Raw genomic sequence first — 12,734 nt, 5'->3', positions numbered from 1 at the left:
ATCAAGGAGCAAGACAACATGGGTCAATTCATCGATCTCAAGGCAAAGGACGGCCTGAGCTTTCCCGCCTACGTGGCCGAGCCGTCGGGCAAGCCGCGCGGCGCAGTGGTCGTGGTGCAGGAAATCTTCGGCGTGAACTCGCACATCCGCTCGGTGGCCGACGGCTACGCGGCCGAGGGCTACCTCGCCGTGGCGCCTTCGACCTTCCAGCGCGTGAAGCCGGGCGTGGAGCTGGGCTACTCGGAAGACGACATGAAGAACGGCTTCGGCCTGAAGACGGCGGTCGAGGCGTTGCCGGCACCGGGCGTGCTGCAGGACATCGAAGCTGCCATCGCCTATGCGTCGAAGGCGGGCAAGGTAGGCATCGTCGGCTACTGCTGGGGCGGCCTGCTGACCTGGCGCGCTGCCGCGCTGCTGCCGGGCCTGTCGGCGGCGGTGCCCTACTACGGCGGAGGCATGACCTCGCCGGAGGAAACGGCACGCCAGCCCAAGGTGCCGGTACTGGCCCACTTCGGCAACCAGGACCACTGGATTCCGCTGGACACCGTCGAGGCGTTCAGGAAGGCGCATCCCGAAGTGGAAGTGCACGTCTACCCGGTGGGCCACGGCTTCAACTGCGACCAGCGCGGTTCGTACGACGCCGACGCGGCCAAGCTGGCGCGCGAGCGCACGCTGGCCTTCTTTGCGAAGCACCTCGGCTGAGGCCTTCTCGCGAATGAGGAAGCCCGGTGCATGCCGGGCTTCTTTCATTGTCAGGACGCCGGTTTGCGCTTCAGGCCGGGCCCGTCGCCCACGCGGGTCTGCAGGAAATCGAGCAGCGCGCGCAGCGCGGCGCTGTTGTGGCGCCGCTGCAGGTACGCGGCCGAAAGCCACATGTCCTTACGCGTGTAGCCCTGCAGCACCGGCACCAGTTCCCCGTGCTCGATGTGCGACTGCACGAGGATGGAGGGTAGGTAGATCACGCCGAATCCGCGCATCGCAACGCGGATCAGCGGCGCGCCCTCGGTGCAGTCCATGCGGCTCTTGACGTGCACGTCCAGCGGCTGGCCGCCGTCGTCGAAGCGCCATACCGGCTGCGCGCCGAGCAGCGAGTGGGTAAGGGCCTCGTGGCTGGCCAGGTCGCGCGGGTGTTCGGGCTTGCCGTGCTTCTTCCAGTAGATGGGCGAGGCGCAAACCACCATTTCCATGAGCCGGAGCTTGCGCACGATGAGATTGGCGTCTTCCACGGGGCCACTGCGGATGTCGACGTCGATGCCTTCCTCGGCGAGGTCGACGGTGCGGTTGGTCAGCTGCAGGCTGATGCTCACGTCGGGGTAGTAGCGCATGAAGTCGGCCAGCAGGTTCGGGAACTCGCCGTTGCCCATGCCGTGCGGCGCCGAGATGCGCAGCCGGCCGCCGGGCTGGCTGGCGCGCTCCTGCAGTTCCGCCTGGGTGAGTTCGACCATCTCCAGCACCGGGGTGCTGCGCTCCAGCAGCAGCTGGCCGGCGTCGGTGAGGCTCACGGAGCGGGTGGAGCGGTTCAGAAGACGCACCCCGAAGCGGGTTTCCAGCTCGGCCACATACTTGCTGACGGTGGCCTTCGACATATCCAGCCTCTTGGCTGCCTGGGAGAAGCTGCCGTGCGAGGCGACCTCCCGAAAGGTTCTGATCAGATCGAGACTGTCCATGTGGATGGGTCCATTGTTTCCGTTTTGGGAACGCGATGGTTCGATTCTCCCGGGTTTTTCCTAGCTGGCTTGGGCGACACTTGCGTTACACGCCGACGTCGCCAGCCTGGCTGGGTCGTTGGAAGGAACTGAAATGAAGACCCCGAACATCGTCGCTGCCGCCCTTTTGTCGCTCTTTGCCGCCTCCGGCGCGCTGGCGCAGGGCTTCGAGCCGGTGCAGCCGCTCAAGGCCGTCACCAGCCCCAGCGATGTGGCCGCCGGTGCCGACGCCGCGGCGCGGGACGGGAATGTCTACGGCGACGTGGTCGCCGCGCCCCTGACCTCGCGGCCCAGTTCGCTCGACCGGGCATCGATTCGCGCCGAGGCCGTGGCCGCCGCCCACGCGCCGAACCAGAACCTCGACCGCCGCGCCTTCGTCAACAGCGAAGTGCCGCCGCAATTCCAGGGCGCCAGGCGCTAGGCCGGAAGTTTCTCCTCTCGGGCAAGGCCGGGCCGGTGCAAAACCGGGCCCGGCTTTTTGTTTTGCATGCCTTCATGTCGCCATTGTTTCAATAGAGGAAACACGGTGTCTCTGAACCGGGTGTTCTGGCAACGCCGTTCCCCCGGAAACTCGCCGCACAGGCTCGCGAACCAGCAGGCCTGGTGGACGAACCATCCAGAGAACACCCTAGGAGAAATGACCATGAAGACCTCGCAAATCCTCGCAGCCGCCGCCCTCGCCCTGCTCGCCGCCACCGGCGCCCAGGCTGAAACCTACCAAGGCGTGAACACCGCCGTCTCGACCAAGAGCCGCGACGAAGTCAACGCCGAAGCCGTGCGCACCGCCGCTGCTCCGAACCAGAACGTCGTGCGCGGTTCGCGCGGCGCGGAAACGGTTGCCGTGTCGAAGGACCGCTCGATCGTGGAAGCCGAAGCCGTTCGCACCGCCTACGCTCCCGACCAGAACGTGACCTCCGGTTCGCGCGTGAACAGCAAGGTCATCTCGACCATGCAGCACCCGATGGACGCTCGCGTTCAGGCACAGCAAGGTTCGGGCGCCGTCGCCAAGTAATAGAAGCGGCCCCGCTGGGGTCGTCGAAATCGAAAAGGGCCACGCGAAAGCGTGGCCCTTTTCTTTGGCGCGACAGATCCGGAGCGTCGGCGTGTCAGCGCGTGCGGGCGAGGTAGCGCTTGCGCCAGAAGATCACGACCAGCAGCACGGCGATGACCAGCATGGATGTCATCGCGATCCAGAAGCCGTCGGCCTTGTGCACCAGCGGGATGAATTCGAAGTTCATGCCGAAGATGCCGGCGATGAGGTTCAGCGGCAGGAACACGGCGGTGAGCACCGTCAGCACCCGCATGATGTCGTTGGCGCGGTGGCCCTGGACGCTGAAGTGCATCTGCACGGCCGTCTCGGCGTTCTGCTCCAGCCGGTGCACGTGATGCACCACGCGCTCGATGTGCTCGAGCACGTCCCGGCTGCGGATCATGATGAGTTCCCGCTCGCGCTGCTCCGTCTCGCCCTTGGGCACGGGCAGCGTTTCGAGCGAGTCGATCCAGTCCTGCATGGCGGCGCGCTGGTCCTCGCAGATCTCGTCCAGGTGGTGCAGCGACTGGCGCGCCTCCATCAGCGCGCCCCAGTTGGTGAAGCGGCTGCGCGGGTCGATCAGTTCGGTCTGCCAGTGGTCGAGCTGCTTGGTGAGCTCGCGCCGCAGGTCGAGGTAGCCGTCGACGATCTGGTTGATCACGCGCAGCATCAGGTCCGACGGGCTGGTCGGCAGGCGGGCCGAGGTGGCGCGCACGTCGAGCGCCGGGGTGGCGCCGTCGGCCGAGGCCGCGGCCAGCAGCCGGGCGGCGAAGGCGTCGCGCACCGCGCCATCCTCGGGGTGCACCGACAGCAGGACGCGGTCGAACACGGCGAAGCCCACCGGCCGGGTGTCGACGCGGCGCAGCACGGGCGGGCCGCTGCGGGGCTGGCGCGGCGCGGTGGCTGAGACCGGGGCAGGCGGCGCCTCGTTGCCATTGCCTTTGCCGTTTCCCAGCGCCGCCTGGCCCTGGCCGTTGGCCAGCCGCCGGAACACCAGCACGTCGTACAGCGAGGTGTAGTCGTAGTGCGAGGGCAACTGGTCGTTGAGCAGGTCGGCCACATGCAGGTCGACCAACTGCGTGAGGCACAGCGTCTGCAGGATCTGCTGGACCTCGGCCAGCGAGGCCCGGAATTCGTCCCGCGTGAGCGAGATCCAGAGGTAGCCGCTGGCGCCGCAGGCGCCCGGCACGGCCAGCGGTGCCAGCGCGGCGTGCTCGCTGACCTGTGACCGGTTGATTTCGAAGATGCGCATGCCCGGTTGCCGGCGCGCCGTTACTTCTGCAGCAGGCGCGCGGCGTCGAGCGCGAAATAGGTCAGCACGCCATCGGCGCCGGCGCGCTTGAAGGCCAGCAGGCTTTCGAGCACCACGGCGTCGTGGTCGAGCCAGCCGTTCTGGGCGGCGGCCTTGAGCATCGCGTACTCCCCGCTCACCTGGTAAGCGAAGGTGGGCACGCGAAACTGGTCCTTCACACGGCGCACGATGTCCAGGTAGGGCATGCCGGGCTTCACCATCACCATGTCGGCGCCCTCGGCGATGTCGATGGCGACTTCGCGCAGGGCCTCGTCGCTATTGCCCGGGTCCATCTGGTAGACCTTCTTGTTGCTCTTGCCGAGCGTGGTGGCCGAGCCGACCGCGTCGCGGAAGGGGCCGTAGAAGGCGCTGGCGTACTTGGCGCTGTAGGCCATGATGCGGGTGTGGATGTCGCCGCGGGCCTCGAGGGCGTTGCGGATGGCGCCAATACGGCCGTCCATCATGTCGCTGGGCGCCACGATGTCCACGCCGGCTTGCGACTGCGCGAGCGCCTGCTTCACCAGCACCTCGACGGTCGCGTCGTTGAGGATGTAGCCGGTGTCGTCGAGCAGGCCGTCCTGGCCGTGGCTGGTGTAGGGGTCGAGGGCGACGTCGGTCATCACGCCCAGTTCGGGAAAGCGCGCCTTCAGGGCGGCCACCACGCGGGGGATCAGCCCGTCGGGATTGAAGGCCTCGCGGCCGTCGGGCGTCTTGAGGCTGGCGTCGATCACCGGGAAGAGCGCCATCACCGGAATGCCGGCGGCCACGCATTGCTCGGCCACGGGCAGCAGCAGGTCGAGGCTCAGGCGGTCGACGCCGGGCATCGAGGGGACGGCATCACGGCGCTTCTCGCCTTCCTGGACGAACACCGGGTAGATCAGATCGTCGACCGTCAGTGCGTGCTCTCGCACCAGGTTGCGGGTGAAAGCGTCGCGGCGCAGGCGCCGCGGCCGCCCGGCGGGGAACATGGCCAGGGGGGAAGATGATGACGTCATATATCCAAAATTGTGCCTGAAGCGACTGTTTACGACTCCTCGGCACGGGCGTTCGGTTGTCCTACAACTACGGAAATTAGTAGAACCAAGGTTTTCAGTTTTTTGCTTTAAATGTCAAAGAAAGTGGCGCAGTCGCTTGAAACCTTGTTTCGTCTTTGTTAAATTCTGACGCGGGCGGCTTGCCGCCCCCCGCTTTTCCTCCCTGAGCGGGTGCCTTGATGTGTGACAGCAAAAGGGCTTCCCAGCCCGACGTGAAGACGTCGGGCTTTTTTTTTGCCTGTCGTACGAGTAGGCTGCCCCAAAACAGGGCTTTGCCGCGGAGAGGGCGCCACTAAACTGCCGCCATGCTCTGGGTCAAATCTCTACACATCGTCTTCATTGCAAGCTGGTTCGCGGGGCTGTTCTACCTGCCGCGGATCTTCGTGAACCTGGCGATGGTTCCGCCCGAATCGGTGGCCGAGCGCGAGCGCCTGCTGCTCATGGCGCGCAAGCTCCTGAGGTTCACGACCTTCCTGGCGGTTCCCGCGATCGGTTTCGGCCTGTGGCTCTGGCTGGGCTATGGCATCGGGCGCGGCCCGGGCAACGGCTGGATGCACGCCAAGCTGGCGCTGGTGCTGGTGGTGATCGGCTACCACCACGGCTGCGCGGTACTGCTTCGCCGCTTCGCGGCCGGCGAGAACCGGCGCAACGACCGCTGGTTCCGCTGGTTCAACGAGCTTCCGGTGCTGCTGCTGCTGGGCATCGTGATCCTGGTGGTCGTCAAGCCGTTCTGAGCCGCGCACCGATGCCCACGGTGGATCGGCCGCAGCACAAGTCAGCCGCGCTCCCGCTGGCGCTCGCCTACGGGGCGCTGATCGTCTACGCCAGCCTTTATCCGTTCACCGACTGGCGCGACCAGGGAATCGCGCCCTGGGCGTATCTCTCGGCGCCCTGGCCGAAATATTGGACCGGCTTCGACTTCGCGGTCAACGTCGCGGGCTACGTGCCCTTCGGCTTCCTGTGCGCCCTGGCGGTGCTGCGCACGGGGCGCGCCGCCGGGGTATGGCCTGCGGTGCTGCGCGCCACCGTGGCGGGAGCGGCGGTTTCCTTCGCCATGGAGACGCTGCAGAGCTACCTGCCGGCGCGCATTCCTTCCAATGTGGACCTGGGGCTCAACACCGCGGGCGCGATCGTCGGCGCCGTGCTGGCGGCGGGGCTCGAGCGGCTGGGTGCGGTGGCGCACTGGAGCCGCGCGCGCTCGCAGTGGTTCGCCGAGGATTCGCGCGGCGCGCTGGTGCTGCTTGCGCTGTGGCCCTTCGCGCTGCTCTTTCCGGCGGCCGTCACCTTCGGGCTGGGACAGGTGTTCGAGCGGCTCGAGGTTGCGATTTCCGAATGGCTGCTCGACACGCCCTTCATCGACTGGCTGCCGCTGCGCCAGTTCGAGCTCGAGCCGCTGGTGCCGGCGGTCGAGCTGCTGTGCGTGATGCTGGGCGCGCTGGTGCCCTGCCTGCTGGGCTATCTGGTGGCGCGCTCGGTGGTGCAGCGGGCGGTGCTGCTGCCGCTGACGCTGCTGTCGGGCATTGCGGCCTCGGCGCTGTCGGCGGCGCTGAGCTACGGGCCCGAGCATGCCTGGGCCTGGCTGGGGCTGCCGGTGCAGGTCGGGATGGCGGCGGCGCTCTTCGCCGGCGTGCTGCTGCTGTTCGCGCCGCGCCGCCTGTGCGCGGCGCTGCTGCTGATGGGGCTGGTGCTGCAGCTGAGCCTGCTGAACCAGGCTCCCGAGAGCGCGTACTTCGCGCAGACGCTGGCCACGTGGGAGCAGGGGCGCTTCATCCGCTTCCACGGGCTGGCGCAGTGGCTGGGCTGGGTGTGGCCCTATGCGGTGATGGTCTACGTGGTGGCGGCCCTGTCGCGCCGCGGGCGGTCCGGAGCGGCTCCGACGAGCTGAGTGTGTGCGGATTGCTCGGCCGGAGCGAGGGTAGCGAGGGTGGTCACTAAAATCCGCCGATGCCCAGCTCCACCCCTGCCGCACCGTCCGGCTACTACGGCCGCCACATCTTCTTCTGCCTGAACGAGCGCAAGAACGGCGAGGACTCCTGCGCCATGCACAACGCTCAGGAAGGCTTCGACCGCTGCAAGGCGAAGGTCAAGGAGGAGGGGCTATCGGGGCCCGGCAAGGTGCGCGTCAACAAGGCAGGCTGCCTCGACCGCTGCGCGGGCGGGCCGGTGGCCGTGGTGTACCCCGAGGCCGTCTGGTACACCTTCGTCGACAGCGAGGACATCGACGAGATCGTCGAGTCGCACCTGAAGAACGGCAAGGTCGTCGAGCGGCTGCTGCTGCCCCCGAACGTCGGACGCTGAACTTTTACGCCGGCCCCCTGCTCGTACCTGCGCCAATGAATTCCCAGACCGAAAAGATCAGCCTCCAGGGCGCCGCCGGCGCGATCGAGGTGCAGCGCGACCAGCCCGCCGGAACCCCGCGCGGGATCGCGGTCATCGCGCATCCGCATCCGCTGTTCGGCGGCACCATGGACAACAAGGTGGTGCAGACGCTCGCGCGTGCCTTCGTCGCCAGCGGATGGACCACGGTGCGCTTCAATTTCCGCGGCGTGGGTGCCAGCGAAGGCGTGCACGACGAGGGGCGCGGCGAACTGGAGGACATGCTGAATGTCGTCGGCCAGCTCGCGCCCGAGGGACCGGTGGCGATCGCCGGCTTCTCCTTCGGCGCCTTCGTCGCGAGCGGCGCCGTCGCGAAGCTGTGGGCCGGGCGTGAGATCCGGCAGATCGTGCTGGTGGGCACGGCCGCCGCGCGCAACAACGTGGCGGCGCTGCCCTTGGAGGCGCACGAGCGCACGCTGGTGGTCCATGGCGAGGCCGACGACACGGTGGCGCTGTCCGCCGTGATGGACTGGGCGCGGCCGCAGTCACTTCCTGTCACAGTCATCCCCGGGGGCGGTCATTTCTTTCACGGACAATTGCCGCTGCTCAAGGGTCTGGTCGTCCGCCATCTGCGCGCGGACATCGCTTGAAAGCCTCTTCGGCTTGTTTTCGTCTCTTTCCGAACTCCCAATGAACCGTTTTCTTGGCGTGCTCCGCACGCTGGTCTTTACCGCCGCCGCCTCCTTCAGCCTGATCGCCGCCGCCCAGATGCCGGCGCCGCCTGAAATCGCCGCGCGCAGCTATCTGCTGCTGGACGTGACCGCGAACCAGATCCTGGCCCAGAAGGACATCGACAGCCCGGTCGAGCCGGCCTCGCTCACCAAGCTGATGTCCGCCTACGTGGTGTTCGACGCGCTGCGGGCCAAGAAGATCACGCTGACCCAGACCCTGCCGGTCAGTCCCCGCGCCTGGAAGATGCCCGGCTCTCGCATGTTCATCGACCCCAAGATGCAGGTGCCGGTGGAAGACCTGATCAAGGGGCTGATCGTGCAGTCGGGCAACGACGCCACGGTCGCGCTGGCCGAAGGCGTGGGCGGCACGGTGGAGCATTTCGTCGAAATGATGAACGCCCAGGCCAAGGCGCTAGGCATGAAGAACACCACCTACAAGAACCCCGAAGGCCTGACGGCGCCCGGCCACACCACCACGGCCCGCGACCTGAGCATCCTGGCGACCCGCCTGGTGCGCGATTTTCCCGAGGAAGCCAAGTACTACGCCATCAAGAAGTACCGCTACCCGGGCACCCCCTCGACCAACGACACCAACCGCAACCTGCTGCTGTTCCGCGATCCGACCGTCGACGGCCTGAAGACCGGCCATACCGAAGCGGCCGGCTACTGCATGATCGCCACCGCAAAGCGCGACTTTCCCAACCTGACGGGCGGACGCCGCCTGCTGTCGATCGTGCTGGGCACCACGGGCGAGACCGTGCGCGCCAACGAGTCGCAGAAGCTTCTGAACTGGGGCTACACGGCCTATGACGCCGTCCGCCTGTTCGACGGCGGCCAGCCGGCGGCCACGCCGGCGGTGTGGAAGGGCAAGGCCAACGTCCTGAAGCTGGGTCGCCCCGAGCCGATCGTGGTGGCCGTGCCGACGGGCTCGGCCAACAAGATCAAGACCCAGGTGTCGCGCCCCGACCCGCTCGTGGCGCCGTTCACCAAATACCAGGCGGTCGGCTCGCTCAAGGTCACGCTGGACGACCAGCCCCTGGCCGACGTGCCGCTGGTGGCCCTGGAGCCGGTCGAGCAGGCCGGCGTGTTCGGCCGCGCCTGGGACGCCCTGCGCCTCTGGATCAAGTAAGCCAGGGGAGGGAAAAGAGCCAAGCAAGGGCTGCTGGCGGGCATCCGCGGCAGCCGACTTTGCCGTTTCGGGGCTCCTTTGCTATACTCGTGGGCTTTTCGGAATTTTCCGAAGGGTTTCACGTTTTCGTCATTCCCGGCCTCCTTGAGTCACGACAAGGGTGGCTTCACAGCCAGGGCCGGGCGTTTCTCGTTTTGGGGACTTTTTAATTCATGCCAACCATCAATCAACTGGTGCGTCAGGGTCGAACGGTCGAAAAGATCAATTCGAAGAGCCCTGCCATGCAGAACTCGCCGCAACGTCGCGGCGTCTGCACCCGCGTCTACACCACGACGCCGAAGAAGCCGAACTCGGCTCTGCGTAAAGTCGCCAAGGTCCGCCTGACCAACGGCTTCGAAGTCATTTCCTACATCGGCGGCGAAGGCCACAACCTCCAGGAACACAGCGTCGTGCTGGTCCGCGGCGGTCGTGTGAAGGACTTGCCCGGTGTTCGCTACCACATCGTTCGCGGTTCGCTCGACCTGCAAGGCGTGAAAGACCGCAAGCAGTCGCGTTCCAAGTACGGCGCGAAGCGTCCCAAGAAGGCCTGATAGGTCTTCCTGTCGTCAAAAACAAACGGTGTTCGGTTACCTTGGCGGGTACATCGAACGAAGTGACCCACTGTCGGGTCGAGTAAGTGAGAGTCCTGACTGGCTCTCGCGGTGCCGGAAACGGTGCCAACTGAAGCAAAGAGGTTAGAAAAATGCCACGTCGTCGCGAAGTCCCCAAACGTGAAATCCTGCCGGATCCCAAGTACGGCAATGTCGAGCTGTCCAAATTCATGAACGTGATCATGGAAGGCGGCAAGAAGGCTGTTGCCGAGCGCATCATCTACGGCGCGCTCGACTTCATCGAGAAGAAGAACCCGGACAAGGACCCCCTCGAAGCGTTCACCGTTGCCATCAACAACGTGAAGCCGATGGTCGAAGTGAAGTCGCGCCGCGTCGGCGGTGCGAACTACCAGGTGCCGGTTGAAGTCCGCCCCGTCCGTCGCCTCGCCCTGTCGATGCGCTGGATCAAGGAAGCCGCCCGCAAGCGCGGCGAGAAGTCGATGGCCCTGCGTCTGGCCAACGAACTGATGGAAGCCACGGAAGGCCGTGGCGGCGCAATGAAGAAGCGCGACGAAGTGCACCGCATGGCAGAAGCCAATCGCGCATTCAGCCACTTCCGCTTCTAAAAACCAAACTTCGCTTGGGCGTTGGGTGTCGGGTGACGGGTGCAAGGCCCGTTCTCGAGGCCCAGCGCTCAACGCATTTAACCCGAAAGTAAATCATGTCCCGCAAGACCCCCATCGAGCGCTACCGCAACATCGGCATCTCCGCGCACATCGACGCTGGCAAGACCACGACGACCGAACGCATCCTGTTCTACACCGGTGTGAACCACAAGATCGGTGAAGTGCACGACGGCGCCGCCACGATGGACTGGATGGAGCAAGAGCAAGAGCGCGGCATCACCATCACCTCGGCTGCCACCACCTGCTTCTGGAAGGGCATGGCCGGCAAGTTCGACGAACACCGCATCAACATCATCGACACCCCCGGCCACGTGGACTTCACCATTGAAGTCGAGCGCTCGATGCGCGTGCTGGACGGCGCCGTGATGGTGTACGACGCCGTCGGCGGCGTGCAGCCCCAGTCGGAAACCGTCTGGCGTCAGGCCAACAAGTACAAGGTTCCGCGTCTCGCGTTCGTCAACAAGATGGACCGTACCGGTGCCGACTTCCTGCGCGTTCGTCAGATGATGATCGACCGCCTTAAGGCCAACCCCGTCGTGATCCAGATCCCGATCGGCGCCGAGGAGCACTTCCAGGGCATCGTCGACCTCGTGAAGATGAAGGCGATCATCTGGGACGAGGACAAGGGCGTGACCTTCCAGTACGGCGACATTCCCGCCAACCTGGTCGACGTCTGCAACGAATACCGCGAAAAGCTCGTCGAAGCGGCTGCCGAAGCCAGCGAAGACCTGATGAACAAGTACCTCGAAGGCGGCGAGCTGAGCGAGGAAGAGATCAAGAAGGCTCTGCGCCAGCGCACCATCGCAGGCGAAATCCAGCCGATGCTGTGCGGCTCGGCCTTCAAGAACAAGGGCGTGCAGGCCATGCTCGACGCTGTCGTCGAGTACATGCCCTCGCCGCTGGACATCCCGCCGGTGGCTGGCGTGTCGGAAGACGAAACGCCCACGACCCGCAAGGCGGACGACAACGAGAAGTTCTCGGCCCTGGCATTCAAGCTGATGACCGACCCGTTCGTGGGCCAGCTGACCTTCGTGCGCGTCTACTCGGGCGTGCTCTCGAAGGGCGACAGCGTCTACAACCCGGTGCGCGGCAAGAAGGAACGTATCGGCCGTATCGTGCAGATGCACGCCAACAACCGTGAAGAAGTCAGCGAAATCCGCGCCGGCGACATCGCCGCCTGCGTGGGCCTGAAGGACGTGACCACCGGCGAGACGCTGTGCGATCCGGAAGCCGTCGTGACCCTCGAGCGCATGCACTTCCCCGAGCCGGTGATCCGCCAGGCCGTGGAGCCGAAGAGCAAGGCCGACCAGGAAAAGATGGGTATCGCACTGGGCCGCCTGGCGCAGGAAGACCCCTCGTTCCGCGTCAACACCGACGAAGAATCCGGCCAGACCATCATCGGCGGCATGGGCGAGCTCCACCTCGAAATCATCGTGGACCGCATGAAGCGCGAATTCGGCGTGGAAGCCAACGTGGGCAAGCCGCAGGTGGCCTACCGCGAAACGATCCGCAAGACCGTCGAGGAAGCCGAAGGCAAGTTCGTTCGCCAGTCGGGCGGCAAGGGCCAGTACGGCCACGTGGTGCTGAAGATCGAACCCCAGGAAGCCGGCAAGGGCTTCGAGTTCGTCGACGCCATCAAGGGCGGTGTGGTTCCTCGCGAATACATCCCCGCGGTCGAGAAGGGCATCGTGGAAGCGCTGGGCCAGGGCGTGCTGGCGGGCTACCCCGTCGTGGACGTCAAGGTCACGCTGCACTTCGGTTCGTACCACGACGTGGACTCGAACGAAATGGCGTTCAAGATGGCCGCGATCTTCGGCTTCAAGGAAGGTGCCCGCAAGGCCAACCCCGTGATCCTCGAGCCGATGATGGCCGTGGAAGTGGAAACGCCCGAAGACTACGCCGGCAACGTGATGGGCGACCTGTCGTCCCGCCGCGGCATGGTGCAGGGCATGGACGACATGGTCGGTGGCGGCAAGGCCATCAAGGCAGAAGTGCCGCTGTCGGAAATGTTCGGCTACTCGACCACGCTGCGCTCGATGTCGCAAGGCCGTGCAACGTACACGATGGAGTTCAAGCACTATGCCGAAGCTCCGCGCAACGTTGCCGAAGCCATCGTGGCCGCTCGCGCCAAGTAAGCTTTTCAAGAACGTCGGGTCATGCAGTGCATGGCCCTTCTTGTCTGCGATCCGGTGCCGCCCTGTTCCCGTGCGGGGCGAACCAG

General features: G+C 65.8%; 14 protein-coding genes. 11 read left to right on the top strand and 3 right to left on the bottom strand.

What is annotated here, in order from left to right:
• The first annotated feature begins 18 nt into the window (after nt 1-18).
• Nucleotides 19-702, top strand: a complete 684-nt coding sequence (locus ABL843_RS28995) for a dienelactone hydrolase family protein (protein ID WP_184639772.1) — start codon at nt 19-21, stop codon at nt 700-702.
• 50 nt (nt 703-752) lie between these two features.
• On the opposite strand, the gene ABL843_RS28990 is transcribed toward ABL843_RS28995, so the two are convergent.
• Complete coding sequence (locus ABL843_RS28990; protein ID WP_369660552.1) at nt 753-1,667, bottom strand: LysR family transcriptional regulator; 915 nt, start codon at nt 1,665-1,667, stop codon at nt 753-755.
• Between the two features lie 133 nt (nt 1,668-1,800).
• Between ABL843_RS28990 and ABL843_RS28985 the strand changes: the two genes are divergently transcribed.
• Both ABL843_RS28985 and ABL843_RS28980 read left to right on the top strand, forming a co-directional pair.
• Nucleotides 1,801-2,127: an alpha/beta hydrolase gene (locus ABL843_RS28985; RefSeq protein WP_184639776.1), complete on the top strand. Its 327-nt coding sequence runs from the start codon at nt 1,801-1,803 to the stop codon at nt 2,125-2,127.
• Nucleotides 2,128-2,349: 222 nt separating this feature from the next.
• Nucleotides 2,350-2,718 carry a DUF4148 domain-containing protein gene (locus tag ABL843_RS28980; RefSeq protein WP_184639778.1) on the top strand — a complete coding sequence of 123 codons (369 nt, stop codon included), beginning with the start codon at nt 2,350-2,352 and terminating at the stop codon, nt 2,716-2,718.
• 94 nt (nt 2,719-2,812) lie between these two features.
• Here ABL843_RS28980 and ABL843_RS28975 read toward each other — a convergent pair whose 3' ends face one another.
• Nucleotides 2,813-3,988, bottom strand: coding sequence for a magnesium transporter CorA family protein (locus tag ABL843_RS28975; protein WP_126025512.1), 1,176 nt, complete (start codon nt 3,986-3,988; stop codon nt 2,813-2,815).
• A gap of 20 nt (nt 3,989-4,008) precedes the next feature.
• Nucleotides 4,009-5,022 carry a porphobilinogen synthase gene (hemB, locus tag ABL843_RS28970; protein ID WP_418118225.1) on the bottom strand — a complete coding sequence of 338 codons (1,014 nt, stop codon included), beginning with the start codon at nt 5,020-5,022 and terminating at the stop codon, nt 4,009-4,011.
• A gap of 344 nt (nt 5,023-5,366) precedes the next feature.
• Between hemB and ABL843_RS28965 the strand changes: the two genes are divergently transcribed.
• The 8 genes from ABL843_RS28965 to fusA all read left to right on the top strand — a co-directional run bounded on the left by ABL843_RS28965 (nt 5,367) and on the right by fusA (nt 12,648).
• On the top strand, nt 5,367-5,795 hold the full coding sequence (locus ABL843_RS28965; protein WP_176664998.1) for a CopD family protein: 429 nt from the start codon (nt 5,367-5,369) through the stop codon (nt 5,793-5,795).
• Nucleotides 5,796-5,806: 11 nt separating this feature from the next.
• On the top strand, nt 5,807-6,946 hold the full coding sequence (locus tag ABL843_RS28960) for a VanZ family protein (protein ID WP_418118224.1): 1,140 nt from the start codon (nt 5,807-5,809) through the stop codon (nt 6,944-6,946).
• A gap of 59 nt (nt 6,947-7,005) precedes the next feature.
• Nucleotides 7,006-7,359 carry a (2Fe-2S) ferredoxin domain-containing protein gene (locus tag ABL843_RS28955; RefSeq protein ID WP_126025515.1) on the top strand — a complete coding sequence of 118 codons (354 nt, stop codon included), beginning with the start codon at nt 7,006-7,008 and terminating at the stop codon, nt 7,357-7,359.
• A 35-nt stretch (nt 7,360-7,394) separates the two neighbouring features.
• The gene (locus tag ABL843_RS28950) at nt 7,395-8,027 is read left to right on the top strand and encodes an alpha/beta hydrolase (RefSeq protein WP_418118222.1); all 633 of its coding nucleotides are present in this window, start codon (nt 7,395-7,397) and stop codon (nt 8,025-8,027) included.
• 40 nt (nt 8,028-8,067) lie between these two features.
• Complete coding sequence (locus ABL843_RS28945; RefSeq protein WP_418118221.1) at nt 8,068-9,237, top strand: D-alanyl-D-alanine carboxypeptidase family protein; 1,170 nt, start codon at nt 8,068-8,070, stop codon at nt 9,235-9,237.
• Nucleotides 9,238-9,449: 212 nt separating this feature from the next.
• Nucleotides 9,450-9,827 (top strand): 30S ribosomal protein S12, encoded by a 378-nt coding sequence (gene rpsL, locus ABL843_RS28940; RefSeq protein ID WP_013543948.1) that lies wholly within the window; start codon nt 9,450-9,452, stop codon nt 9,825-9,827.
• A 152-nt stretch (nt 9,828-9,979) separates the two neighbouring features.
• The gene (rpsG, locus tag ABL843_RS28935) at nt 9,980-10,453 is read left to right on the top strand and encodes a 30S ribosomal protein S7 (RefSeq protein ID WP_007829591.1); all 474 of its coding nucleotides are present in this window, start codon (nt 9,980-9,982) and stop codon (nt 10,451-10,453) included.
• Nucleotides 10,454-10,548: 95 nt separating this feature from the next.
• Nucleotides 10,549-12,648 carry an elongation factor G gene (gene fusA, locus ABL843_RS28930; protein WP_126025518.1) on the top strand — a complete coding sequence of 700 codons (2,100 nt, stop codon included), beginning with the start codon at nt 10,549-10,551 and terminating at the stop codon, nt 12,646-12,648.
• Nucleotides 12,649-12,734 lie beyond the last annotated feature (86 nt).

The sequence above is a fragment of the Variovorax sp. 350MFTsu5.1 genome, from assembly GCF_048302515.1.
In the GTDB taxonomy this organism is placed as follows: domain Bacteria; phylum Pseudomonadota; class Gammaproteobacteria; order Burkholderiales; family Burkholderiaceae_C; genus Variovorax; species Variovorax guangxiensis.
Note: the sequence above shows the minus strand (reverse complement) of the source record. Positions and strands in the feature narration are given on the sequence as shown.